General features: G+C 55.3%; 25 protein-coding genes, 1 pseudogene and 1 riboswitch. Of the genes and pseudogenes, 21 read left to right on the forward strand and 5 right to left on the reverse strand.

The features are described from left to right. The first annotated feature begins 300 nt into the window (after positions 1-300). The 16 genes from ABKW30_RS20610 (at position 301) to ABKW30_RS20685 (ending at position 17073) form a co-directional block, all read left to right on the forward strand. Positions 301-1269 carry a sugar-binding transcriptional regulator gene (locus tag ABKW30_RS20610; RefSeq protein ID WP_348600787.1) on the forward strand — a complete coding sequence of 323 codons (969 nt, stop codon included), beginning with the start codon at positions 301-303 and terminating at the stop codon, positions 1267-1269. A gap of 95 nt (positions 1270-1364) precedes the next feature. Further along, on the forward strand, positions 1365-2807 hold the full coding sequence (locus tag ABKW30_RS20615) for an extracellular solute-binding protein (RefSeq protein WP_348600788.1): 1443 nt from the start codon (positions 1365-1367) through the stop codon (positions 2805-2807). 177 nt (positions 2808-2984) lie between these two features. Beyond that, a complete protein-coding gene (locus ABKW30_RS20620; protein WP_348600832.1) occupies positions 2985-3854 on the forward strand; it encodes a sugar ABC transporter permease in 870 nt (289 codons plus the stop codon). 10 nt (positions 3855-3864) lie between these two features. Next, positions 3865-4722 carry a carbohydrate ABC transporter permease gene (locus ABKW30_RS20625; protein ID WP_348600789.1) on the forward strand — a complete coding sequence of 286 codons (858 nt, stop codon included), beginning with the start codon at positions 3865-3867 and terminating at the stop codon, positions 4720-4722. A gap of 4 nt (positions 4723-4726) precedes the next feature. Then, positions 4727-5839, forward strand: a complete 1113-nt coding sequence (locus ABKW30_RS20630) for an ABC transporter ATP-binding protein (RefSeq protein WP_348600790.1) — start codon at positions 4727-4729, stop codon at positions 5837-5839. Beyond that, positions 5836-6960 (forward strand): ABC transporter ATP-binding protein, encoded by a 1125-nt coding sequence (locus ABKW30_RS20635; protein WP_348600791.1) that lies wholly within the window; start codon positions 5836-5838, stop codon positions 6958-6960. The genes ABKW30_RS20630 and ABKW30_RS20635 overlap by 4 nt, the downstream gene beginning before the upstream one ends. Then, complete coding sequence (locus tag ABKW30_RS20640; RefSeq protein WP_348600792.1) at positions 6960-8513, forward strand: FGGY-family carbohydrate kinase; 1554 nt, start codon at positions 6960-6962, stop codon at positions 8511-8513. The genes ABKW30_RS20635 and ABKW30_RS20640 overlap by 1 nt, the downstream gene beginning before the upstream one ends. A gap of 17 nt (positions 8514-8530) precedes the next feature. Further along, positions 8531-9571, forward strand: coding sequence for a 2-hydroxyacid dehydrogenase (locus tag ABKW30_RS20645; RefSeq protein ID WP_348600793.1), 1041 nt, complete (start codon positions 8531-8533; stop codon positions 9569-9571). 10 nt (positions 9572-9581) lie between these two features. Continuing rightward, on the forward strand, positions 9582-10256 hold the full coding sequence (locus ABKW30_RS20650; RefSeq protein WP_348600794.1) for a class II aldolase/adducin family protein: 675 nt from the start codon (positions 9582-9584) through the stop codon (positions 10254-10256). Continuing rightward, the gene (locus ABKW30_RS20655; RefSeq protein WP_348600796.1) at positions 10253-11767 is read left to right on the forward strand and encodes a glycerol-3-phosphate dehydrogenase; all 1515 of its coding nucleotides are present in this window, start codon (positions 10253-10255) and stop codon (positions 11765-11767) included. Before ABKW30_RS20650 ends, ABKW30_RS20655 begins: the two co-directional genes overlap by 4 nt. After that, positions 11764-12813, forward strand: coding sequence for a class II aldolase/adducin family protein (locus ABKW30_RS20660; RefSeq protein ID WP_348600797.1), 1050 nt, complete (start codon positions 11764-11766; stop codon positions 12811-12813). Before ABKW30_RS20655 ends, ABKW30_RS20660 begins: the two co-directional genes overlap by 4 nt. Then, positions 12810-14090: an FGGY-family carbohydrate kinase gene (locus tag ABKW30_RS20665; protein ID WP_348600798.1), complete on the forward strand. Its 1281-nt coding sequence runs from the start codon at positions 12810-12812 to the stop codon at positions 14088-14090. The genes ABKW30_RS20660 and ABKW30_RS20665 overlap by 4 nt, the downstream gene beginning before the upstream one ends. Next, positions 14087-14932, forward strand: coding sequence for a TIGR01459 family HAD-type hydrolase (locus ABKW30_RS20670; protein WP_348600799.1), 846 nt, complete (start codon positions 14087-14089; stop codon positions 14930-14932). Before ABKW30_RS20665 ends, ABKW30_RS20670 begins: the two co-directional genes overlap by 4 nt. Before the next feature lie 6 nt (positions 14933-14938). Then, positions 14939-15865, forward strand: a complete 927-nt coding sequence (locus ABKW30_RS20675) for a TIM barrel protein (protein WP_348600800.1) — start codon at positions 14939-14941, stop codon at positions 15863-15865. Next, positions 15862-16623, forward strand: coding sequence for a triose-phosphate isomerase (locus ABKW30_RS20680; RefSeq protein WP_348600801.1), 762 nt, complete (start codon positions 15862-15864; stop codon positions 16621-16623). The genes ABKW30_RS20675 and ABKW30_RS20680 overlap by 4 nt, the downstream gene beginning before the upstream one ends. A gap of 12 nt (positions 16624-16635) precedes the next feature. Continuing rightward, on the forward strand, positions 16636-17073 hold the full coding sequence (locus ABKW30_RS20685; protein ID WP_348600802.1) for an RpiB/LacA/LacB family sugar-phosphate isomerase: 438 nt from the start codon (positions 16636-16638) through the stop codon (positions 17071-17073). 203 nt (positions 17074-17276) lie between these two features. Here ABKW30_RS20685 and dhaL read toward each other — a convergent pair whose 3' ends face one another. From dhaL to ABKW30_RS20700, 3 genes are read right to left on the reverse strand one after another with little or no spacing between them, the layout of a single operon-like run. Beyond that, positions 17277-17915, reverse strand: a complete 639-nt coding sequence (dhaL, locus tag ABKW30_RS20690; RefSeq protein ID WP_348600803.1) for a dihydroxyacetone kinase subunit DhaL — start codon at positions 17913-17915, stop codon at positions 17277-17279. Positions 17916-17918: 3 nt separating this feature from the next. After that, on the reverse strand, positions 17919-18926 hold the full coding sequence (locus ABKW30_RS20695; protein ID WP_348600804.1) for a dihydroxyacetone kinase subunit DhaK: 1008 nt from the start codon (positions 18924-18926) through the stop codon (positions 17919-17921). Positions 18927-18956: 30 nt separating this feature from the next. Then, positions 18957-19430 (reverse strand): 6,7-dimethyl-8-ribityllumazine synthase, encoded by a 474-nt coding sequence (locus ABKW30_RS20700; protein WP_348600805.1) that lies wholly within the window; start codon positions 19428-19430, stop codon positions 18957-18959. Between the two features lie 93 nt (positions 19431-19523). Then, a riboswitch (FMN riboswitch) is annotated at positions 19524-19673 on the reverse strand. Positions 19674-19850: 177 nt separating this feature from the next. On the opposite strand from ABKW30_RS20700, the pseudogene ABKW30_RS20705 reads away from it, so the two are divergent. Together ABKW30_RS20705 and ABKW30_RS20710 are read left to right on the forward strand one after the other, a co-directional pair. Beyond that, positions 19851-19970: pseudogene (locus ABKW30_RS20705) on the forward strand (phosphohydrolase); the annotation flags it as partial. Between the two features lie 79 nt (positions 19971-20049). Further along, complete coding sequence (locus ABKW30_RS20710; protein ID WP_348600806.1) at positions 20050-20961, forward strand: LysR family transcriptional regulator; 912 nt, start codon at positions 20050-20052, stop codon at positions 20959-20961. Here ABKW30_RS20710 and ABKW30_RS20715 read toward each other — a convergent pair whose 3' ends face one another. Both ABKW30_RS20715 and ABKW30_RS20720 read right to left on the reverse strand, forming a co-directional pair. Next, positions 20962-21438: an SRPBCC family protein gene (locus ABKW30_RS20715; RefSeq protein WP_348600807.1), complete on the reverse strand. Its 477-nt coding sequence runs from the start codon at positions 21436-21438 to the stop codon at positions 20962-20964. After that, a complete protein-coding gene (locus ABKW30_RS20720; protein ID WP_348600808.1) occupies positions 21435-21791 on the reverse strand; it encodes a metalloregulator ArsR/SmtB family transcription factor in 357 nt (118 codons plus the stop codon). Before ABKW30_RS20720 ends, ABKW30_RS20715 begins: the two co-directional genes overlap by 4 nt. Before the next feature lie 188 nt (positions 21792-21979). Between ABKW30_RS20720 and ABKW30_RS20725 the strand changes: the two genes are divergently transcribed. The 3 genes from ABKW30_RS20725 (at position 21980) to ABKW30_RS20735 (ending at position 25452) form a co-directional block, all read left to right on the forward strand. Beyond that, positions 21980-23143 (forward strand): YbfB/YjiJ family MFS transporter, encoded by a 1164-nt coding sequence (locus ABKW30_RS20725; RefSeq protein ID WP_348600809.1) that lies wholly within the window; start codon positions 21980-21982, stop codon positions 23141-23143. Between the two features lie 289 nt (positions 23144-23432). After that, positions 23433-24683, forward strand: coding sequence for a peptide antibiotic transporter SbmA (gene sbmA / locus ABKW30_RS20730; protein WP_348600810.1), 1251 nt, complete (start codon positions 23433-23435; stop codon positions 24681-24683). A gap of 334 nt (positions 24684-25017) precedes the next feature. After that, the gene (locus ABKW30_RS20735) at positions 25018-25452 is read left to right on the forward strand and encodes a type II toxin-antitoxin system HicB family antitoxin (protein ID WP_348600833.1); all 435 of its coding nucleotides are present in this window, start codon (positions 25018-25020) and stop codon (positions 25450-25452) included.

A 25452-nucleotide genomic window follows, 5' to 3' on the forward strand; every position in this document is an offset into this window, starting at 1 on the left:
ATTTTAGCCGGTTCATTTCAAATATAACTCTGCCGCGTTTGCTTCGTGGCAAAAGCCATATCTTTTTCCAAAAAGTTTTCTCGAAAAAATCACACCCTCCAGCCGTTTGCTGCGTTGCGGGAAGCGCATGAATTATCGAGTTTTTTGGTACTCAGCGCTCTCCTGGCCAATCGGCTTTGTCACATCATCACTCTTGGTGAGTGTTGAATGCTGGCCCAACGTCACTTGACAAATTTTGCAGCAGGTGAAATTATTTTCACTAGAAGATAAAAATATCAAAAACGTGTTCAGGGTGGAGACATGGCAATGGCAGGTGGCGGTTCTCTTCGCGAAGAAGAGTCCAGCATGGCAGCACGCGCTGCCTGGCTGCATTATGCCGGTGGTCTCACCCAATCCGAGGTAGCAAAGCGCCTTGGGCTGACCTCCCTCAAAGCTCATCGTCTGATCATGAAGGCCAATCAGGAAGGTCTGGTGAAGGTCTATATCGATGGCGAGGTTTCGGAATGTGTCGAACTCGAGCAAAAGCTTTCGACCCGCTATGGGCTCGATTACTGCGAAGTTGTGCCTGATTTCGATCCCGATGAATTGCCTTTGAAAGCGCTTGGCATTGCAGGAGCCCAATTTCTCAAGCGTGAGATCGAACGCGATGGCGAGTTGCTTATCGGTATGGGCCACGGGCGTACACTTGCCGCCTGCGTCGATTATCTGCCGCGCATCGCCAGTAATAATGTGCGCTTTGTTTCGCTGCTCGGCGGCCTGACCCGCAAATTTTCCGCCAACCCCCATGACGTTATTCACAGGCTGGCCGAACGGATCGGTGCGGAAGCCTATGTCATGCCTGTTCCGTTCTTCGCCAATACAGTCGAGGACATGGACGTATTGTTCAGTCAGCGCGGCGTGCGCGAAATCTTTGATATGGCAAAGAGCGCCAATCTTTCCCTCGTGGGTATTGGTACTGCGGAGCGCGAAGCTTCGCTGGTATCCACTGGCATGATCGAGAAAAGCGAGATCGAGGACATCAAGAATGCCGGGGGAGCGGGAGAGCTTCTCGGGCATTTCTTCGATGATGCAGGCAAGGCGATCCAGACAACCTTGTCTGACCGCACATTTACCTTGAGCCGGGAGGACCTGAAGAAACAGCGAATGATCGCGGTTGCAGGCGGCAGGATGAAGGTAAGAGCCATTCGCGCGGTGCTGGAAAGCCGGTGCCTCAATGGTTTGATTACAGACGAGAAAACAGCGCAGCAACTCGTCGCAAGCGATACCTGACACAACGTCAGGGAGGGGATGCGGGAAGCCGCGTCCGGGAGAAGTACCGGCGGGGTATCCGGTTCGTAATACCCGATGAAGGAGGAGAAAGACCAATGCATGACAAGGAAAAAGACCTTATCAGCGCCTTCCTGCGCGGATCGGTTGACCGTCGCGGCCTGTTGAAAGGCCTCGGAACCATGGGTATCACTGCAGCTTCGGCTGGCACGCTGATGAACATGATGTCGACCAATGCGCAGGCGGCAGATTTTGACTGGAAGAAACATTCCGGCAAATCCCTGAAGCTGCTCTTGAACAAGCATCCATATGCAGACGCGATGATCGCCAATCTGCAGAATTTCAAGGATCTGACCGGCATTGATGTCAAATACGATGTCTTCCCGGAAGATGTCTATTTCGACAAGGTTACGGCAGCCCTCTCGTCGGGCTCGACCGAATATGATGCATTCATGACCGGCGCCTATATGACATGGACCTATGGTCCTGCCGGCTGGATCACCGATCTGAAGGAATGGATCAACGATCCGGAAAAGACCAATCCGAACTACGCTTGGAATGACTTCCTGCCGGGCGTGAAGAACTCCTGCGCATGGAATGGTATTCCGGGCGGTGCACTTGGTTCTGAAGACGCCAAGCAATGGTGTATTCCATGGGCATTCGAACAGAACAACATCACCTATAACCGTGAGATGTTCGACAAGGCCGGAGTTGAAGTTCCGGGCAATATCGATGAGATGATCGCGACTTCCGCAAAGCTGCAAAAGGATATTGGCGGAATTTACGGCATTGGCGTTCGTGGCTCGCGCTCTTGGGCGACGATCCATCCGGGCTTCCTGTCCGGCTATGCGAACTTCAACCAGAAAGACCTGAATGTATCTGCCGACGGCAAGCTTTCGGCAGCAATGAACACGACTGAATCAAAGGCATACCACACCAAGTGGGTGCAGATGATTCAGGAAAGCGGCCCGAAAGACTGGTCGACCTATACCTGGTATCAGGTCGGTGCCGATCTCGGTGCCGGTGCTTCAGCCATGATCTTTGATGCAGATTGCCTTGGTTACTTCATGAATGGCGGCGACAACAAGATGGCCGGGAAGCTCTCCTATGCCGCCTTTACCGCCAATCCGGAAGCCAAGTCATCGACACCGAATATCTGGATCTGGTCGCTTGCCATGTCCAATTTCTCCAAGAACAAGGATGCCACCTGGTACTTCCTGCAATGGGCTTCAGGTCCGGAACATGCGCTGTTTGGCGCAACCAAGATGGACTTCGTTGATCCGGTTCGCCAGTCGATCTGGAAGGATGAAATGTTCCGCGACAAGCTGAACAAGAAGTATCCGGGCTATGTCGAAATGTTCGATGCCTCGGCTGCCGGTGCGAGCATCAAGTTCACGCCGCAACCACTGTTCTTCGACGTGACGACGGAGTGGGCATCAACATTGCAGAAGATGGTTGCCAAGGAAGTGCCGATTGATGAGGGGCTGGATCAGCTCGCCCAGAGCATTGATCGTCAGCTCAAGGAAGCCGGTCTCGGCTGATCTTCATCCCACCAATACCCGGCGTTAAAAGCGCCGGGTATTCAGATGTGCGGCAAACGTGATTTCTTAAACGATCCTGAGCGCACAAGCGTGATTTCTTAAACGATAAGGAGCTTTAAATTGGCTTCACCATCCATTCCACGAAAGCCGGCCTCACGGTTCAGGATCAGCAGAAAGATGCTGCCCTATGTCCTGAGCTTGCCCGCATTGCTCGTTTGCATCGGCATTCTTATTCCCTTTGTCACTGCCGTGATCTACTCGCTTCAACGTTACCGGCTCAGCCAGCCATGGAGCCGCCAGTTCAATTGGGGTGAGAACTATTATAATTTTCTGTTCAATGATCCGGGTTTCTGGAACACGCTGAAAGTATCGCTGCTCTATGCCGGTATAACCGTGACGTTGGAGCTTCTTCTGGGACTGGGTATTGCCCTGCTTTTGCAGAAGCGTTCGCGGGTCAATAATTTCATTTCGATCATGCTGCTTTTGCCACTGATGATTGCGCCAGCGCTGGCCGCATTGATGTGGAAGCTGATGACCAATCCGGGTTTCGGCATTCTCAGTTACTTGGCAAATCAGGTCGGATTGCAGAATTTCCGCTGGGCGTCATCGCCGGATACGGCGCTGTTCACGGTCGTGCTGGTTGATATCTGGGTTTATACGCCCTTCATCATGATCCTGCTTCTGGCGGGTCTGCGCTCGTTGCCCACACAGCCCTTTGAAGCTGCCGCGCTTGACGGCGTACCACGCACATTCGTGTTCTTCCGCATCACCCTGCCGATGCTGACACCCTATATCCTTACGGCGACGCTGTTCCGCCTGCTCGATTCCATCCAGCAGTTCGATATCATCTATGCGATGACGCAGGGCGGTCCCGGCAATGCGCTGACAGTGTTTCAGGTCGAAGCCTATCTGAACTTCTTCCAGTCCACGAATGTCGGACGGTCGGCGGCGCTGATGGTCATCCTCTGGGCGATCACATACCTGCTCTCCAATATCTTCATCAAGAACTGGCTGCGGCTGCGCGAACGCGCACGCGGCGAGGCGTGAGGAGTACATCATGGAAACCACATCCACCCTCGAAAAAAGCCTGCGCTTCGTCGCATTGTCGCTGGTCGTCATCTTCTTTATGTTCCCGATCTTCTGGATTTTTCTCATGTCATTCCAGACGAACGAAACAATCCTGACGATCCCGCCAACTATCGTTTTCACGCCGACCCTTTCCAACTATGCCGCGCTCATCACCGGTAAGCTGACCACATCGGCGGGTACGCTGGATATCGCCTTTATGCGCAATCTCGGCAATTCGGTCTTTCTCTCGGTCACATCGGTTGCGCTGGCTCTGGTGCTCGGCGTACCTGCGGCCTATGCCTTTGCCCGCCACAAGTTCCGTGGCTCGGAAGACATTGCATTCACGCTTCTGTCCTTCCGTTTTGCCCCGCCGTTGTTAGTGCTGCTGCCATTGACGCAGTATTTCCAGTGGCTTGGCCTGTCCGATACCTATTTCGGTCTCATCTGGGTATATCAGCTGATCTGTCTGCCACTGATCCTGTGGATCGTGCGCGGCTATTTCGAAGATATATCGGCTGACGTTGAATATGCCTATCGCATCGCGGGCCACTCATGGTTTGCCACCTTCCGCAAGATTGCACTGCCTCTCGCAGGCCCGGGCATTGCAGCGGCTGGCCTGCTTGCCTTCATCTTCGCCTGGAACAACTTCGTCTTCGCGCTAGTGCTTGCCTCGGCGGACAAACAGCCGGTCACGGTGGGTGCGCTTGCCTTCGTCACCTCATCCGGCATCCAGTACGGCCAGATCGCCTCGGCTATTGTGCTCTCGGTCACGCCGACGCTTGCGCTTGCTCTTTATGCACAGCGCTATCTCGTTGAAGGCCTGTCACTTGGCGCGGTGAAGGGATAATTTCATGACCACTTTAGAACTCAAGAATATCGTCAAGCGTTACAAGACCAATACGGTTCTCGATGACCTGTCGCTTGACGTTGCAAATGGCGAAACACTGGTCCTGTTTGGCCCTTCCGGGGCTGGAAAGACCGTCCTCCTGCGTCTCGTCGCCGGGGTGATCGATCCGGATGAGGGCAAAATCCTGATCGGTGGTGAAGACATGACCGATGTAGATGCGGAGCATCGCGGTATCGGCATGGCGTTTCAAAACTTTGCGCTGTTTCCGCATATGAGCGCCCATGACAATATCGCCAGCCCGTTGACTGCAACGCGGTCTTCGGCAGAGGCCATAAAGTCGGGCGTAGGCAAGGTAGCGAAGCTGCTCAAGATTGATCATGTGCTGTCGCATCATCCGAAAGCACTCTCGAACGGGCAAAAGCAGCGCACCGCGCTTGCCCGCGCCCTTGCGGGCTCACCGCCACTGCTGCTGCTTGATGATCCGCTGCGCAATGTCGATGCGAAACTGCGCTTCGAGATGCGGCTGGAATTGCCGCGCCTTCTGGCTTCGCAGGGCGCAACGGTCGTCTATGTGACGCAGGATTATAAGGAAGCCATGGCACTCGGCGATCGCATTGCGGTCATGGCGAACGGCAAGATTCGCCAGATTGGAACGCCGGAGGAGATCTACAACGCGCCTTCAGACATCGGAATTGCCAGTCTGTTCGGTGATCCGACAATCAACCTGCTTGATGTAACGCCACAAAAGGACGCGGAAGGCATTTATGTCGAGATATCCAAGGTTCGCGTGGCTTTGCCCGGCATGCCGGATAGTGTTGCGGGGCAATCCTGCGTCATCGGCATTCGCCCTGAATCGATCACCTTCGCCAAAGATACGGCCAAGGGCGCGGTTCCTATCGAGGTCGAGGCAGAAACCCCGCTCAACGAAAAGACGGTCACGCTGGTTCTCACTGTCGGCAAGCGTGAAGTGCTGGTTTCGCGGCCTGCGGGAACGCCGGGCCCGGCATCCGGTCCGGCTCACATTGTTATTGATGGCAGGACCGCGTTTCTTTTTGATAAGGCCAGCGGCGAGTTGATCCGCAAGGCAGGCACGACACAACAGGGAGTAGCGGCATGAGTGACACTGCTCTGTTGATCAGGAACGTCGATAAATTCTATGGCCCGATAGACCATGGCGTCCATGCGGTTCGCAATATCAGCATGGATGTGAAGAAGGGCGAAATCATCGCGCTTCTTGGTTCGTCCGGCTGCGGCAAGACATCGACCCTGCGTATGGTTGCCGGGTTCGAGGCTGTGTCCCGCGGAACGATCTCGCTGAAAGGCCGCGAGGTTCAAACGTTCGCTCCGGTCCGGCGAAATGTTGCCATGGCCTTTGAAGGCTATTCGCTTTATCCGCCTTTGACGGTGAAGGAGAACATCGCCTTCGCGCTGAAATCCTCGAAGCTGTCCCAGTCGATTGTCGAAGAAAAAGTCGCCTATATCGCCAAGCTTCTGGAGATCGAGGATATTCTCGGCCGCTATCCGAGTTCAATCTCCGGTGGCCAGCAACAGCGTGCCTCGCTTGGCCGTGCGCTGATCCGCGATGCCGATCTGCATCTGCTTGATGAGCCGATGGGCCAGCTTGAGCCGCAATTGCGTGCCGTGCTGCGAGGCCGCATCAAGCACTACATCAAGGAGCGTGGACTTACCGCCATTCTGGTGACCCACGATCAAACCGAAGCGAACGCGCTTGCTGATCGTATTGCCGTCATGGAAGGCGGCGAGTTGCAGCAGTTCGATACGCCGCAGATGATCAAGGAGCGTCCAGCCAATCTGTTTACCGGCACGTTCGTCGGTGAGCCGCCAATGAACGTCTTCGAGGCAACGGTTTCCACCAACGATAGTGCAATAGCTTTCGGCCTCAATCAGGGTGTGAAGCTTGACTATGCCGCATCCGATTTCTCGCCAGCAGTCAGGGCTGAGCTGAAAAAACATCAGAAAGTCGTTGTCGGTATACGTCCCTATGCGGTTCGCCGCAGCGAGGGCGGCGTCGAAGCCCGTGTTTCAGTCAATCAATGGCTCGGCGACCAGACCCATATTGCGGCAGACTTTGCCGGCGGTTCGCTGGTTCTTGTCGAACATGACCGGACTGATGTGGCAATCGGTGAAACGATTGCAGTTCGCCTCGATCCGGCGAGCCTGCATGTATTCAATGGCGAAACCGGTGTTGCCATCAGCCATGGTCAGGAGCTTGCGTGATGACACGCGATATCCTCATAGGGATTGACGCGGGAACCTCCATCATCAAGTCGGTGGCCTTCGACCTGTCAGGCCGCCAGATCGCATTCGCCTCAACGCCGAACAGCTATGAAACCGTTGGCAGGGCAGGGGTTGTGCAGGATCTTGCACGTACGTGGGCCGATGCAGTTAAGACTCTGGTCGATCTCGCTGCGAAAGTCGACAATCTTGCCAGCCGCACTGTTGCCGTGTCTGTCACAGGTCAGGGCGATGGCACATGGATGATCGACAAGAACGGCGAGGCGGTCGGCAAGGGTTGGCTATGGCTCGATGCCCGTGCGGGCGATACGGTCGATAACCTTCGCAAAGAGCGCGGCGATCTTGGCCGTTTCACCCACACCGGCAGCGGCCTCGCCGCCTGTCAGCAGGGCTCGCAGCTACGCTGGATGATGGATGAAGCGCCGGAGCTTTATGCCGGTGCAACCACGTCTTTTCACTGCAAGGACTGGCTCTATTTCAAGCTGACAGGTAAGCGCGCCACCGACCCTTCGGAAGCGGTTTTCACCTTTGGAGACTTCCGCACCCGCAACTACTCAGACAGCGTGATTGATTTTCTCGGGCTGGAAAAGCTCAAATATCTGCTGCCCGAAATCGTAGATGGTGCGACCACCCATCATGAACTTGATGCCGAGGCCGCCAGATTGACCGGATTGCTTGAAGGCACGCCCGTTGTGCTGGGCTATGTAGATGTAGCCTGCACTGCGCTTGGGGCGGGTCTGTATGAGCCCGGAACGGATACGGGTTGCTCGATTATAGGCTCGACCGGCATGCATATGCGCCTCGCAACAAGCCCGGATGATGTGCAGCTCAATCGCGACCTTACCGGCTATACGATGTGCATGCCCATACCGGGCGTCTATGCACAGATGCAGTCCAACATGGCTGCAACGCTGAATATCGACTGGATATTGGCCGTTGCCGGAGACCTTTTCAAAAGCGTTGGCATTGAAAAGTCCAAGGCCGAACTGCTGGCCTATATGGAGACTTGGCTTGCCGATGCAAAGGCCGCTTCCGTAATCTATCACCCTTATATTTCCGACGCAGGCGAGCGGGGACCATTTGTCGATGCAACCGCCCGCGCTTCGTTCATAGGGCTTTCGACCAGTCATGGTTTTGGTGATCTTGTACGTGCCGTGTTCGACGGTTTGGCCCTTGCTGCGCGGGATTGTTTTGCCGCCATGGGGCCTCTGCCAAAACGTGTCCGCGTCACTGGTGGAGCCGCCCGCAGTGCTTCATTGCGCAAGATTTTGGGCGGGGCATTGGGTGCCAGCATCCAGACCAGCGAGCGCGAAGAAGCGGGAGCTGCAGGCACTGCCATGATCGCAGCGGTTTCTCTCGGCATTTATGGCTCAATGGCGGATTGCGTCAAAGACTGGGTAACACCGTTCCAGCGCGCGCCCGAAACCGCCGACGAAGAACTGTCCCGAATTTATGAAAAGGCTTTCCCGGCCTACCGCCAGTCACGGCTGGCGCTGCAACCGACTTGGCACACGCTAACCGCCAGCAGCAATTGACGAATAGGAAGACCGCAATGACCAAGAAGATAGCCATCATCGGCGACCGGTTCATGCTTCCGGAGGTATTCCGGGAAAAGATCGTGGAGCTATGTGGCGATGAACACGATATCCGCACGCTGCAGCAACCTTGGCCGGATGTACCCATGGAGCACGGCTATGCCGTCAAGGGCATGGATGGGCTCAAGGAATATCTCGGTGATCCCGATGAGATTGTAGAATTCATCGGCGATGCGGAACTCTTCATTACTCAACTTGCTCCCATGTCAGCCGGTATGCTGGAGCGCCTGCCGGATTTGAAGTTCGTTGCTGTTTCCCGTGGCGGACCTGTCAATATTGATATGAAGGCTGCACGCGATGCGGGTGTCCTTGTCGTCAATACACCCGGCCGCAATGCCAGCGCCGTTGCCGAATTCACCCTTGGTGCCATTCTGGCTGAAACGCGCCTTATTCGCAGTGGTCATGAGTCCTTGCGCAAGGGCGAATGGCGCGGCGAGCTTTACCGTGCCGACAAGACAGGCCGCGAGCTTTCGGAAATGACGGTTGGTGTAGTCGGTTATGGCAATATCGGCGCAAAAGTGGTGCGCCTGCTTCGGGCTTTTGGCACGAAGGTGATTGTCTACGATCCCTATGTGCAGCTCTCCGCCGATGACCGTAATGCAGGTGTCGAACTGGTAGCTTTCGACGATCTTCTGTCACGCTCGGATGTTGTTACGCTGCATCCTCGCGTGACGGACGAAACCAAGGGCATCATGAATGCCGAGGCGTTTGCCAAGATGAAGCAGGGCGCGATTTTCGTAAACACGGCGCGTGGTCCGCTGGTCGATTATGATGCACTTTACGAAGCGCTGACCAATGGTCATCTTGGCAGCGCCATGCTGGAAACCTTTGCTGTCGAGCCGGTGCCAGCTGATTGGCCGCTTCTGCAACTGCCGAATGTGACGCTTACACCGCATATCGCGGGCGCATCCGTGCGCACTGTCACCTATGCCGCTGAAATGGCCGCCGAAGAAGTGCGGCGCTATATAGCCGGTTTGCCGCCGGTCAATCCTTGCTGAGGCCGTCATCATGCCAGAACTTGAGCTTAGACAATCGATTATCGATCACTGCCGTCAGATGAATGCTTCCGGTATCAATCAGGGCACATCGGGCAATATCAGCCTGCGTTTTGAAAACCGCATGCTTATCACACCCTCTGCGGTCCCCTATGACGAGATGACGCCGGACATGATTGCCTCCATGCCGCTCGATGGTGAATATGGTTCTTGGGAAGGCCCCAAGAAACCTTCCACCGAATGGCGTTTTCATCTGGACATTCTGCGGACTCGCCCGGAAATAAATGCAGTGGTCCACACCCACGCGACTTTTTCGACGATCCTTGCAATTGCGCACAAGTCCATTCCGGCCTGTCATTACATGGTCGCCGCATTTGGCGGCAATGATGTGCGCCTATGTGACTATGCGCGCTACGGCACCAAAGAGCTTTCCGACAATGTATTGAAGGCATTGGAAGACCGCACAGCCTGCCTCATGGCCAATCACGGCATGATTGCGACGGGCGGAAGTCTTGAAAAGGCCATGTGGGCAGCTGTCGAACTTGAGACGATTGCCAAGCAATATTATCACGCGCTGCTTCTGGGTGGAGCGGTTGTTCTGTCGCCCGAAGAGATTGAAGGCGTCCGCCGTGGCTTTGCCAGTTATGGCCTTCAGGACAAGCCTGCACAGCAGGGAGCCGGGCATTGAGCACAGAAACCGGCATATTCGACCTCTTTATTATCGGCGGCGGTGTTAATGGCGCTGGCATAGCCCGTGATGCAGCCGGGCGAGGGCTATCGGTGATCCTCTGCGAAAAAGACGATCTCGCGCAAGGCACAAGTTCGCGCTCCGGCAAGCTTGTCCATGGTGGTCTGCGCTACCTCGAATATTATGAGTTCCGGCTGGTGCGTGAAGCACTGATCGAACGCGAGGTGCTGCTGGAATCCGCACCGCATATCATCTGGCCCATGCGCTTTGTCCTTCCCCATAATCCGGCGGATCGCCCGGCCTGGCTGATCCGCCTCGGCCTGTTCCTTTATGATCACCTTGGCGGGCGCAAACGCCTGCCGGGTACGCGCACGCTTAATCTGAAGACTGCGCCGGAAGGTGCGCCGCTGAAGGATGAATATGGCAAGGCGTTCGAATATTCCGATTGCTGGGTGGATGACGCGCGGCTTGTGCTTTTGAATGCCCTTGATGCCGCCGCGCGCGGCGCTGAAATTCACACGCGCACCGCATGCAGTTCCGTTCGGCGCGAAGGTGATATCTGGATCGTTGAGATGACTGACACGGTTTCCGGTGTCAAAAGAACGGTGAAGGCCCGCTGTGTGGTCAACACTGCCGGGCCATGGGTCAATGATATTATCCGCCGTGTTGCTGGCATGAATTCCAGCCGCAGCGTTCGGCTGGTCAAAGGCAGCCATATCATCGTTCCGAAATTCTGGGAGGGTCGGCAGGCCTATCTGGTGCAGAACCCCGACAAGCGCGTGATCTTCATCAACCCATACGAGAATGATCTGGCGCTGATTGGCACGACGGATATTCCTTATGACGGCCGCCCCGAAGATGTCGCCGCTGACAACAACGAAATTGACTATCTGCTGAAATCCGTGAACCGCTATTTCAAGCAGCAGCTCGTGCCCGGCGATATCGTGCACAGTTTTTCCGGCGTGCGCCCGCTTTATGATGACAGTGCGGAAAACCCCAGCGCCGTGACCCGCGATTATATTTTCGAGGTCGATGCGGAGAACAACAAGGCTCCATTGCTTTCGGTGTTCGGCGGCAAGATCACCACGTTCCGCAAGCTTTCCGAACACGCGCTTGATCGCCTGAAACCTTTCTTTCCTGACATGCGCCCGGGTTGGACGGCGAAGGCGCATCTTCCCGGCGGTGATATGGCCAATGCCGATTTCGAGCAGTTTCTGGGAGACGTGCGGGCCAGATATCCATGGCTGCCTTTTGATCTCGCGAAACATTATGCCCGGCTTTACGGCACGCGCATGCACGAATTGCTTGGCTCGGCACGATCAGTTGCCGACCTTGGCCCTGCATTCAGCAAGCTGTTATATCAGCGTGAGGCCCAATTTCTCCGCGACACGGAATGGGCACTTCAACCTCAAGATGTTTTGGAGCGCCGTACCAAACACGGTCTGCACATGACAGAAGAACAGCGTGAAGCCTTCTCCAGATGGTGGACAGAAAAGCAGGCGGCAGCATGAGAAGTGCAGAGTTCGAAGCCCTTCTCGATCTGTCTGCACGCATAGGGGCTGATCCGGCGCTGGTGCAGGCTGCTGGGGGCAATACCTCTATCAAGGAGGGAGGCACGCTCTGGATCAAGGCGTCCGGTCTCTGGTTGAAAAATGCCCGCAATGCCGACATGATGGTGCCAGTCGCATTGGACCCGTTGCTGGATGCGTTGGCACGGTATGACCCGTCCGCCGAGAAAGCACAGGACTATGTGATTGCCGACCGCAATCCCTCCGGTCTGCGTCCATCGATTGAAACCACGGTCCATGCGCTCATGCCGCAAAAAGTGGTTGTCCATGTTCATTGTGTTGAGACCATTGCCCTTGCTGTTCAGGCTGATGCGGCGGCTCTGGTTGCAGCGCGCCTTGGCGATATTCCACATGCCTTCGTGCCTTATGCTCGCCCGGGACTGCCGTTGGCCCGTGCCATAGCCGAACGTTTGGAAGACGATACTTCCGTGCTCATTTTGGGAAATCATGGACTTGCCGTCGCGGCGGAAACTGTCGATGAAGCAGAGGCCCTGCTGGCTCAGGTCTCGCGTCTTCTGTCTGCCGCCCCGCGTCAGGCGCCGGTCACGGATATCGCCTCGCTACAGCGACTTGCGGTCAATAGCCAATACAGGCTTCCCGAGGATGCAGCGATCCATCGGGCGGCAACCGATCTTGCCAGTTGTCGCATCGCGGCCGGCGGCAGTCTCTATCCGGATCATGTCATTTTCCTCGGCAAAGGCTCTGTCATTGCCGGGCCGTTGGATACTGCCCTGACAATCGAAGGAAAACTGGAAGAGGGTACGGCGTTACCGCCCGCCATCCTGTTCCCCGGCAAAGGCGTTTTGGTGTTGAAAGAAGCAACATCAGGTGCACTTGCCATGGCGCGCTGCCTTGCGGACGTCACCTCCCGCATTCCGCAAGGCACGCGCCTGAATTATCTGACCGACGAAGAAAATGTCGAATTGCTTGGCTGGGACGCCGAGAAATACCGGCAAACGCTTAATCGTGCCGGGCAGGCGCTGCAATGACAGGCCAAGCGCTCTGCATCGGCATTGATATTGGCACGTCAGGCGTTCGCGCAGTGGCCATGGCGGCTTCGTTTGACATTGTTGCGAGCGGCTCCGCACGGCTGGATGCCTTCTCAGCCAATCATCGTGATCCAGCAGGCTGGTGGTCAGCGGTGCAATCGGCCCTGTCACAGGTGCTGGAGCAGATTGACCGCAAGCAGGTTCGGGCCATCAGCATAGACGGCACCTCCGGGACCGTCCTGCCAGTTAGTTCCTCTGGCGAGCCTTTGGCTGAACCGCTGATGTATAATGATCCGGTGCAGGACCAGACAATTCTTGATGCAATTACCGCCCATGCGCCAGCCACCAGTGCCGCTCACGGAGCCACATCCGGCCTTGCCAAGCTTCTGCATTTCCAATGTATCGGCAATGTCTCGCGCATAATCCATCAGGCAGACTGGCTGGCCGGACACTTCACCGGCCTCTATGATGTTTCCGATGAAAACAATGCGCTGAAAACCGGCTATGATCCTGTTGCGCGGAACTGGCCCGTATGGATCGGCAATACCGGCGCGCATATGGAAATGCTGCCGCATGTCCTTCCAGCGGGCTCGCCGATTGCGACTATCTCTCCGAAGGCCGCCGCTGCTTTTGATCTGCCGTCATCGGTTATCATCGTCGCCGGGACGACGGATGGCTGCGCGTCATTTCTAGCTACAGGTGCTGACAAGCCCGGCGATGGCGTCAGTGCGCTCGGCACCACGCTGACCGTCAAGATGCTCTCGGATCGACCGCTATTTGCCCCTGAATTCGGGCTCTACAGTCACCGCATCGGCGACATGTGGCTTGCAGGTGGTGCATCAAATACGGGCGGCAATGTACTCGCCCACTATTTCGACAATGGCCGGATCGGGCAGCTTTCCAACGCCATTGATCCAATGACGGAAACTGGTCTGAATTACTATCCTCTGATCAAGGATGGCGAGCGCTTTCCTATCAACGATCCGGCCATGAAGCCGCGCATGGAGCCGCGCCCCGATGATGATGCGCAATTCCTGAAGGCAATCTTTGAAGGTATCGCCAATGTCGAGCAATTGGCCTATGGCCGTCTGGCAGAACTCGGCGCGCCAAAGCTGCGTTCGGTGAGAAGTGTCGGCGGCGGCGCGAAGAACAGGGTCTGGTCTGCCATTCGTGCGCGCAAACTTGGCGTTGCCATGCCGCCGGTGCTTTCCGAAGAAGCCGCATCCGGTACAGCGCGGCTTGCGATCATGGGCGGAAGAGCGGCGGGACTGTTATGACAGTTCCAAAGCACATATCCGGCCTGCGCGATCTGCAAGGGCGTTTTGATGCCTTCCTCATCGACCAGTTCGGGGTACTCCGTGATGGTCGCGGGCCTTACCCCGAGGCTGCGGCGACCCTTGCCGCTCTCAAGCAGACCGGCGCACGCATTATCATCCTGTCCAATTCCGGCAAGCGTTCTGCCGAAAACGATCGGCGTCTGGCGAAGCTGGGTTTCGATCCGGCAAGCTGGGACTGGTTTCTCACATCTGGCGAAGTTGCCTGGCAAATACTGGCTGCTGAATCCGCAAAGGCTGAGAAACAAACTACCCGCTGCCTGCTCATCAGCCGCGATGGCGATACATCGCCGCTCGACGGTCTTGAACTTGAACGCACCCAAAGCGGCGATGATGCGGATATAGTGCTGATCGCCGCCAGCGAGGGCGATATCCACGATCTGGATCATTACCGGCAGTTGCTGGAACCGGCGGCCAAACGTGGCGTTCCATGCCTGTGCACAAACCCGGACAAGATCATGCTGACCACCGAAGGCACGGCATTTGGTGCAGGGCGTATTGCCGAGCTTTATCAGGAATTGGGCGGCGAAGTGCGATGGATCGGCAAGCCTTTCGCCGATATCTACGTTTCGGCGCTGGATTTTCTCGGTAATCCTGACCCCGCTCGTGTCTGCTGCATTGGCGACAGTATCGAGCACGACATTGCTGGTGCAGCGGGCGCTGGCCTCAAGTCCATGCTGGTCAAGACCGGCATATTGGCCGGTTCAAGCCCACAGCAGCTACAGACGCTTTTCGCCGAACATGGCGCAATACCCGATTACACAATTGACCGTTTTATCTGGTAGGAGAATATGGCTTTCACCCTCTCGCTCAATACCAATCCACTGGTGAACCGCTTCGCCGAAGCCGACGATCTGATTGATACAATCGCCGAGAAAATCCGCATTGGTTATGTGCAGCTAACGCATGAATTCATCAATCCATCCTGGCCGCAAGCGACAATCTCCAAGCATGTGAAGCAGTTCCAGAAAGCGCTGACCCGAACAGGTGTCAAAGTCACGTCCGGCATGACCGGTCCCTATGGACGTCTCAATCATTTCGGTCACCCGGATGCCGATGTCCGGCAATATTATGTCGACTGGTTCAAGACATTCGCTGATATTTCCGCCGACCTCGGCGCTACCTCGCTCGGCACGCAGTTCGCGATCTTCACACACAAGGATTACGACGATCCGGACCGCCGTGAAGAGCTGATGAAAATCGCCATTGATTGCTGGCGGGACGTTGCTGAACACGCCAAGGCAGCCGGGCTGACCTATCTCTTCTGGGAGCCAATGTCGGTAGGACGCGAGTTTGGCCATACAATTGCTGCCTGCCGCGAGCTTCATGATCGTTTGCAGTCGTCGCACCTTGCAATACCGCTTCTGATGATGGTCGATATCGATCATGGCGATGTAACATCAAGCAACCCTGCTGACATTGATCCCTATGCTTGGGCGGAGGCTTTCCCGAAAGAATCGCCCATCATCCACATCAAGCAGTCCTCAATGAACAAGGGTGGCCACTGGCCCTTCATTGCCGCGCATAACAAGGATGGCCGGATAACGCCGGAGAAATTCCTCGATACAGTCCGGCGCGGCGGCGGCACGGATAATGAAATCTGCCTTGAACTATCGTTCCGCGAACGCGAGCCAACCGACCATCTGGTGGTCGATATGATCCGCGAGTCCGTGGAGTTCTGGGAGCCTTACATCGATACGGGATTGAACCAAATATGACGAGTTTCTGGGTCGGTACGAGCTTCAAGATGAACAAGACATTAGGCGAGGCGCTGGCTTTTGCCGGAGCGCTTGCGGCCAGTGATGAAAGCCGCGACGAGCGCTTTCAACGTTTTGTCATTCCACCTTTCACGGCGGTACGCGACGTCAAGGCCGTGTTGAAAGACACCAGCGTCAAAGTCGGTGCGCAGAATATGCATTGGGATGATGCCGGTGCTTGGACAGGTGAAATATCGCCCTTGATGCTCAAGGACTGCAATCTTGATCTCGTCGAGCTTGGCCATTCCGAACGGCGTGAGTTTTTTGGCGAGACGGATCGCACCGTTGGCCTCAAGGTCGCGGCGGCAGTGCGTCATGGTTTGACGCCGCTGATCTGCATTGGTGAAAGCCTCGCTCAACGCGAGGCGGGAGAGGCGGATGATGTCCTCGCTGCGCAGGTGCAAGGCGCGTTGGGCTTGCTCGAAGGCAACGCCAAAGCCAGCCCAATTCTCCTCGCTTACGAGCCCATTTGGGCCATTGGGGTAAACGGTATTCCCGCAACATCCGAATATGCCGACGAGCGCCATGCGAAGATCGCAGCAGTGGCAAAGTCGGTACTCGGCGTCCCTGTGCCGGTGCTTTATGGCGGCAGCGTCAACCCTGAAAACTGTGCCGAACTGATTACCTGTCGCAACATTGATGGCTTGTTCATTGGCCGTTCCGCATGGGCGATTGAGGGCTATCTCGATATTTTGCAACGCGTTTCACGCGCGATTTAAAAAGGAAAGTTCATGAAAATAGCAATTGGAGCCGATAGCGCAGGAAAGCCTCTGCTCGATGTGATTGCCACACATCTCGCAACGAAATCGGAGCATGAAGTCAGCGATCTCAGCCAGTCAGGATTCTATGCGGACCTCTCACAAAAGCTGGCACAGACGATTGTTGACGGGACAAATGAGCGCGGCATTCTGATTTGCGGCACGGGCATTGGCGTCAGCATTTCAGCAAACAAGGTGCCGGGCATTCGCGCTGCGCTCACACACGACACCTATTCCGCTGAACGCGCCGCCAAATCCAACAACGCACAGATCATCACCATGGGTGCGCGGGTCATCGGACCGGAACTTGCCAAGGCTATTGTTGATAAATGGCTGGAGTCCGAGTTCGATCCCAATGGCGCATCAGCGGGAAATGTCGAAGCAATTGATAGATTGGATGCGGGGAAGTAATGCTCTGCTTATCTCCCCCCTTGTGGGGGAGAAAGAGTTTTCCTGAATTTAGCCTCTTCGCTAAATTCTTGGAAAACTCAAGAGAGGGGGTAGTTTAATACAGCAAATCCCCTCTCTTGCGATTTCTAGCACTTAGCCAAGAAGCTAAGATGCTGAAATCGCTTTCTCTCCCACAAGGGGAGAGATAAAGCGAGGTGCGTGTTTCAATCCAATCCTCTACCAATCGCTCTAATGAGTATAGCTGCGGAGGCAGCGCCGGGATCGATATGGCCAATGGCGCGTTCACCAAGCCGTGCAGAGCGGCCCTTTGAGGCGATCATCGCTTTTGTCGCTTCAGCACCTTTTTCTGCAGCTTTACCAGCTTCGTCCAGTATTTCGGCCAAAGAGGCACTGCGCGCTTTCGCAGCCTCAACGGCACTGGCAGCAGGTGCCCATGCATCGATCATGGTCTTGTCGCCAATTTCCGCTTTGCCTCGATCCTGAATACCCTTGGCCATGGCAATGAATGCGTCCGCAAAATCAGCATCGCTCAATACGTTCTTGCCCTTTACGCTCGCTCCGGCGCGCATGAACGCCGTCGCATAAAGCGGGCCGGAAGAAGCGCCTACGGCATTGAGGAAAGACTTTGCAGCTGTATTGAAAACCATTGCCGGATCGGTGGCGGCAGCGTCCAGTGCACCGAGATTGGTGGCAACGGTTGAAAAACCCAAATCCATGGCAATGCCATGATCCGCATCGCCGATAACGCCGTCGAGTTCACAAAGATGCGCCTTTGCGTCAGCCATGGATTTGGCTATCTCGGCAAACATGGCAATGAGATTGGCGGAGGTAATTTCGCTCATGGTTCAGCCCGCCCGGAACATGGCGCAATCGCAGGGATGGTCGATCATTTCCTGCAATTCATCATCAAGATGCATAACCGTAATGGAAGCGCCTGCCATCTCCAGCGATGTGCAGTAATTGCCAACAAGACTCAGGTGCAGTTCCAGCCCGGCTTGATCCAGCCGCTTTTTGACTTGCCGCATCATGATGTAAAGCTCCATCAGCGGCGTTGATCCGAGCGAATTAACGATCACTGCCACGCGGTCGCCTTTGGGCGCAGCCATTTCATCCAGTATCTTGTCCATCAATTCATCGGTGATGGCGTCGGCGGGTTTCAGCTGCTCGCGTGAAATTCCGGGCTCGCCATGGATGCCCATGCCGACTTCCATTTCGTCTTCGCCCAGTGTGAAGTTGGGCTTTAGTGTCTGAGGAAGCGAGCAGGGGGCAAGTGCCACGCCAAATGTGAATGTGCGGTCATTGGCCCTACGGGCAATGCGTTCACATTCATCGATAGATAGCATCTTGTCACAGGCTGCACCGGCCGCCTTGAACACGAATACGTTGCCTGCAACGCCGCGCCGTTTCTCGCGCTGATCGGCGGGAGCGGAAGCAACGTCATCCGTGGTTAGCACGGTGCGAACTTCGATATCGTCCATGGCGACCATCTCGGAGGCCATGTCGAAGTTCATTACGTCACCGGCATAATTGCCATACATATAGAGCACTCCGGCGCCGTTACTGACTGCCTTGGTGCATTCGATGATCGGGTCTGGTGGAGGGGAGGCGAAGACATTGCCGATAGCCGCTGCATCCGCCAATCCCTTGCCAACAAATCCGAGGAATGACGGCTCATGTCCCGAACCGCCGCCTATGACCATGCCGACCTTGCCGGGACGGGGGCCGTCCCGGGCAATAATCGAGCGGGGAGAATGATCGAGCGCAAAGACCTTGGCGGAATGGGCGGCAAGCACCCCTTCCAGCATTTCGTCGACAGCATTGGCGCCGTCATTGATGATCTTCTTGGTCTTCACGTCGATCCTCCCAGATGCGTATGCGCCTTATCAGGCGTTGATCATGGCAAGCTTAGCGCGGGCCTGCAATACCTGCGAGCAGGCATTGGCAGCTTCCACACCCTTGACGACGAAATGTTCCTTGAAGAAGGCAATATGTGGTGCCGACTCCTGGAAGTTGTGCGGGGTGAGAACCGCGGAGAGGACGGGAATACCGCTATCGAGTTGAACGCGCATCATGGCGTCGAGCACTGTGCCGGCAACGAAATCATGCCGGTAGATACCGCCATCAACCACGAAAGCGGTGCCAAGGATCGCAGAATAGCGTCCAGTTGAAGCAAGGGTCTGCGCGTGCAGTGGAATTTCGAGAGCGCCCGGAACATCGAAGATTTCGACGTCGGAACGATCCCCGCCAAGTGCTGCCCATTGGTCAACGAATGAGTTGACGCACTGGTCGACGATTTCCGCATGCCAGCGCGCGCGGATGATGGCGATTTTTGTAGAAGGGTGGGAAACGATAGTCATTTATCAGGCCTTTCAGGGTTTTGCCATTTTTCAATGATCCCTTTGGGCGAACACGCACAGACTCCACCCCGCAGGGTGCGAGGTCTTGCCGATGCTTGCTCTCTTTCATCCGGACTATACCGTCGGCTCCGGAATCTGACCGGATCTGCTGACCTTCCAGCAGAAGCTGGAAGCGCTCGCGGGCTTCAGGCATTTCTGACTGCTACCGCCGGTGGGGAATTACACCCCGCCCTGAGAACGTGCACCTTGAATATAGGCACGCCATTGCCAAGGTCAATCCGTTGAACGACAAGACTGAAGTAAAACACGACGCTAGAGATAACGCCGTCGATATGCCGCAGGCGTGACGCCGATCTGGCGCATGAATGCTCGCCTCAACGTATCTGCATCGGCAAAGCCGCAAGCCGCGGGCTCCGCCCGACCTATAAGCAGTACAGCGATGCGGAGCGCGAGGCGGTTGTCAAAGCCTTTCCGCGCACGCCGCACTTCCATCGCGGCAGTTTCTGCAGCGTTATCCGCAATTCAGCTTGGAAAGCCTGAGCGGCAGGCAATGATTGCTCCGTTTGACCGATCTATCGGACCGGCTTAGGTTTTGCTGGAATGATCGAATGGAGTAATCATGCTGGATGCTTTGACCCTTGACCAGATGCGCACATTCGTTGCCATCGCCGAAACTGGAAGCTTTCGTGCCGGTGCAGCCAAATTGTTGCGTGTCCAGTCAGCCGTCAGCCATTCCATTGCAAATCTGGAGGGGCAGCTTGGGGTGCTCCTTTTTGACCGTTCCGGCCATCGTCCTGTGTTGACTGCCGAGGGTCAGACCCTGCTCACCAATGTGCGGGATATTCTCTTGCGTGTTGATGCCATGCGTGCCCGTGCGCGAGGCATGGGTGAGGGCGTCGAACTGGAATTGCCGCTGGTTGTGGATACGCTGTTTCCCACGACCATCCTCGGGAAGGCGTTGTCGGAAATGCGCTCGCAATATCCTTCGGTCGCCATTCGTGTGGCTGCCCAGCCATTGGGAGAGCCGATCAATGCGTTGCTGGAAAAGCGTTGCAAAATAAGCATCACGGTCGGCGAGCATTTTCGCGATCCGCGCATAACGCTGGAGGCCTTGTCATCAATCGCCATGGTGGCGGTCGTTTCTGCTCAGCATCCCTTGGGAAAGCGGGAGAAGACATTGGATGTGGCCGACCTTGCCGATCATTTGCAGATTGTACAGTCGGACCCGTCACCACTGACCGAGGGGCGCGATTTCGGCGTCATCTCGCCCCAGACATGCCGGGTCAGCAATCAGGACATGAAACATGCGCTGATCCTTGCCGGGCTCGGCTGGGGTCGCCTGCCGCTCTGGCAGGTCGAACGGGACTTACGAGAAAAGCGGCTTGTCAGATTGGCTACGAGATCGCTTGGCCGTGACAGCCAAGTTATGTCCGAGGCCTATCTCGCCCACCGCGTCGATGAGCCGCTCGGACCGGCGGGCCGGGCATTGGCACAGGCGCTGTTGCACCTGTGCAGTGAATTGCCATCCTGATCAGATCGTCTTGGAATAGTCGATCATCTGGTCCAGCACAGTGCCCCAACCATCGTAAAAACCCATTTCCTCATGGCGGTTACGCGTTTCTTCGTCCCGGTGGATTGCCATGGCAGTGTAACGTGTGCCTTTGCCCTCATCCTTCAATAAAAGAACTGCTGTTAAAAACGGGTTCTCCGAAGGGCGGTATCCTGGCCGGAGGGCATCGGTCCAGATAAGTCGTTCATTGGGTACGATATCCAGATAGCAGCCGTAATTGATTGCCTGTTCTCCATCGGGCCCGTTCATCACCGTGCGGAAAATTCCTCCCGGGCGCAAATCGATTTCGCAGTCAGAAATATACCATGGCTTCGGCGTAAACCATTTGCTGACATGCTCCGGCATCGTCCAGCATTTCCAGACCAGTTCGCGCGGGACATCAATTGTACGTTCGAGCACGAGGTCAAGCTTGGGATCGGCTTTCAACTCATATGTCATTTGTTCTCCTCCATGAGTGTAAGCATATAATCATCGAGTTGGTCGAGACGGCGCTCCCAGAGCGTCCGTTGTTTGGAGAGCCAGTTTTCGGCAAGTTTCATCGGTTCGGTTTCGAGACGATAGGTTCTGATCCGGCCCTTTTTCTGCGAGTTGACGAGACCGCTGCCTTCAAGCACCCGCAAATGCTCGACGAATGACGGCAGTGCCATGTCAAAAGGCTCCGCCAGTTCGCTGACAGAAGCCGGACTGCTGACAAGACGTTCAAGCACGCGGCGCCTCGTCGGATCGGCCAATGCGCGGAAAACAACATCAATAGGGATAGGCGGCGTGGCAATCGAAGGGGTAGGTATCATGTCAGTATCGTCCTTATCAATCTTGCCGTGAGAAATACTTAGGTTAAATCCTAAGTATTGTCAAATCCGAGTTGAAACTGCCCTCCGGCCCGTTTCAACTGGTTGCTGCAAGCAACCATCAATCGCCGTCGATGCAGCTATCAAATTTATTGTCTTGTAACGGCGGGAAGCGGGGATAATGTCCGCGCATGAAATCAGACGTTGCATCTCCGCTCCGCTTCGCCTTTGGCGGACTTGTTGCCATGGCTATCGGTATGGGGATCGGGCGTTTCGTCTATACCCCCATTCTTCCGGGCATGATGGGCGATCTCGGCCTCTCTGCCGGTGATGCCGGTATTATCGCGTCTGCAAATTTCCTCGGCTATCTCGTCGGTGCCATTGTTGCCGGTTATGGCTGGGCAGCGGGTATGGAACGTAAGGTCATGCTCGTGTCGCTCGCCGCAAGTGCTGCTTTGTGCCTCGCCATGAGCCTTACGGAAAATGTGTTTGCGTTTTCAGTCATCCGGTTTCTGGCGGGCATGGCCAGCGCCCTGATGCTGGTCTTTGCTGCTACGATTGTCTTCAGTCACCTTGGCGCCGCGCGCAGGCTGGATTTGCAGGCTGTGCATTTTGGCGGCGTCGGCACGGGTATTGCACTATCTGCTTTGCTCGTGGCGCTTGTCTCGCTGACAGATTATGGCTGGCGCGCCGATTGGGTGGGCGCTGCAATTCTTTCCACGCTTGGCCTGATTGCAGTTGCCGTATTGATCCGCGAAGGGCCGCTTCGCACCGGGGCGGATATCAAGGAACCGGCTATCGCCTGGACTTCGGGCTTTATCAAACTCAATATCGCCTATGCCTTGTTTGGCATTGGCTATGTCATCACTGCCACCTTCATCATGGCGATTGTCCGCGCCAGTGAGGGCAGCGCGTCGACAGAAGCGTTCGTATGGCTCTGTACCGGCCTTGCCGGCATATTCTCGGTCTGGATATGGAACCCCGTGCTTCGCCGCGCCGGTCCATTCACGTCATTGGCGTTCAGCCTTCTTGCTCTGGCTGGCGGCGTTGCTGCCAGCGTCATCCTGCCGTCGCCCACCGGGCCACTGATCGGCGGCCTGCTGCTGGGGCTGACCATCATGGTCATTACGGCTTTCGTCTTTCAGGCGGGAAGGGAGCTTGTGCCGCAATCACCGCGCCGCATGATGGCAATCACCACGGCGGCATTCGGCATCGGGCAGATTGTTGGACCGTTGATTGCCGGTTATCTCGCCGATATCAGCGGCAATTTCACATCCTCGACGCTTCTTGCAGCCGCCGGGCTTGTGGTTGGAGCGTTCTTCGCGTTTTCAGCGGGACGGAAAGTGGACGGCTGATCCAAACTGCACTTCTATAGTGCGTGGTTCGACGGGGCTCACCATGAGGAAAGTGGGCTAATTGCAAGATAACCACCAGCGTCTCAAGTATGGGCTCCCTTGGAGTCACTAACCTTCCTCATGGTGAGCCCCGTCGAACCACGCACAATGATAGGTTCAGGGGTAAGTATAAGCGTCCATCATTACGGTAATTTAATTACGCCTCCATGCTTCAAGGCCTATTCGCGGTGATAAAGTTATGCAACTCGTATCAATTGCGTCGTGCAAACTTTATTCGAGGGCCATTACCGTGTTCGTTTCATTTTTTCCCAAGCCCAAGCTTTTCTTTACATCCGCCGTTCTCTGGGCGCTTTTTGCAATTTTAGTTTGGTATTTTGGAGGGGAGCAGTTTGGTGCTGTCTTAGGTATGCCTCCAGCTGACCCCAATATACCAACAGTGATCGGCGTCTCGCTTTTCTGGTCGAAACCGTTTCTCTGGTTTTATATTTATTACGCGATCACAGCGCTGGCGTTTTATGGATTCTGGGCAATCTATAGCCCTCACGAATGGCAAAACTGGTCGGTTTTGGGTTCGTCGGTAATTATATTCGCAACCTACTTTTCCGTTCAGGTCGGGGTGGCATTCAACAGTTGGTACGGGCCTTATTACGATCTCATCCAGACCGCCCTTGCAAAGACAGCGCCAGTCAGTGCTGAACAGCTTTATCTGGGACTGATCGACATCTCCGGTATTGCGTTTGTAGCTATCACGATCGGCGCGATAAATGCTTTCTTTATCAGCCACTACATATTTCGATGGCGAACAGCGATGAACCGCTTCTACATGGAGCATTGGGACCAGCTACGGCACATCGAAGGCGCATCACAACGCGTTCAAGACGATACAATGCGGTTCTCTACGACAGTGGAAAGTCTTGGAGTCAGCTTGGTTAGAGCGGTCATGACTTTGATTGCGTTCTTACCCATTCTCTTTGCGCTCTCTAAAGAGGTGACGGAGTTGCCGATCATTGGCGAAATACCGTACGCCCTTGTCGTAGCAGCTGTAGGATGGTCACTTTTTGGAACAATCTTTCTGGCTGTTGCGGGATATAAACTGCCTGGTCTGGAGTTCAAAAATCAGCGTGTTGAGGCGGCTTATCGCAAGGAACTGGTTTACGGCGAGGATCATGCTGATCGCGCGCAACCGCCAACTGTTGCCGAGCTTTTTTCAAATGTCCGGAAAAACTATTTCCGCCTGTACTTTCATTATCTCTATTTCAACGTTGCCCGCATTTTTTATCTGCAAGCGGATAACATCGTTTTCACCCTTATTCTCATTCCATCTATCGCGGCAGGTAAGCTCAGTCTTGGATTGATGACGCAAATCCAAAACGTTTTTGGGCAAGTGAGCGGCTCGTTTCAGTATCTCGTCAATTCATGGACCGTAATCGTAGAACTGATTTCGATCTACAAGCGTCTCCGCGCATTTGAAGCCGTCATCTATGACGAGCCTTTACCCGCAATCGATGAGCATTATTTGCGAACACAACAGGAGGCGTGATCTGAGTGGGCGGCATTCGTGCCGCCCACGACTTAGACCATTGTCGCATAGATATCATCCATTCAAACGCGTAAAAATAATCTCCTTGAATTCGAACAAAAATGTGCGAATTTACTGCGGAGACGCGTATTGAAAAGAGAAGCACTGCTGCGTGAGTTTGCAAGACTTTCCGGAGTCGACTTCGAGATCACCGTTAATCGTGGAAAGGGTTCACATTACCGCGTGAGACTAGGCGAAAGATTTACCACCATAGAATCAGGTGAACTTACTCCGGGCTATGTCAGGCTGATAAAGAAACAACAGGATGTCATTTAAACAGGAAATGGGCCGCACTATGCATTATTCCTACTGCGCTCAAATTGAGCCGGATTCTGACGGTGGTTTTCTTGTGACATTCCCCGATGTTCCTGAAGCGAACACGCATGGGGAAGACAAAGATGAAGCGAGAGTACATGCCGTTGAAGCTCTCGGTCTGGCGCTTCGAGGATATCTTGCCATTGGCAAGGATATACCAATGCCATCCATTAAGCAGCGTAAAGGGTTTGTCGATATTCCGGTTGAGGCCCACGACGCTTTAAAACTTGCGGTGATAATTGCGTTCAAAGCTGAAGGATTATCGAAGTCCGAACTGGCGCGACGTCTAGGCAAGGCCGAAACGGAGGCAAGACGTATTCTTGATCCTGATCACCCAACCAAGTTGCCTCTTCTTGAGGCTGCATTAGCAGTGCTCGGCAAGAAAATACTGATCACGATTCTGGATGCTGCATAA

Source organism: Phyllobacterium sp. SB3 (assembly GCF_040009165.1).
GTDB lineage: Bacteria > Pseudomonadota > Alphaproteobacteria > Rhizobiales > Rhizobiaceae > Phyllobacterium.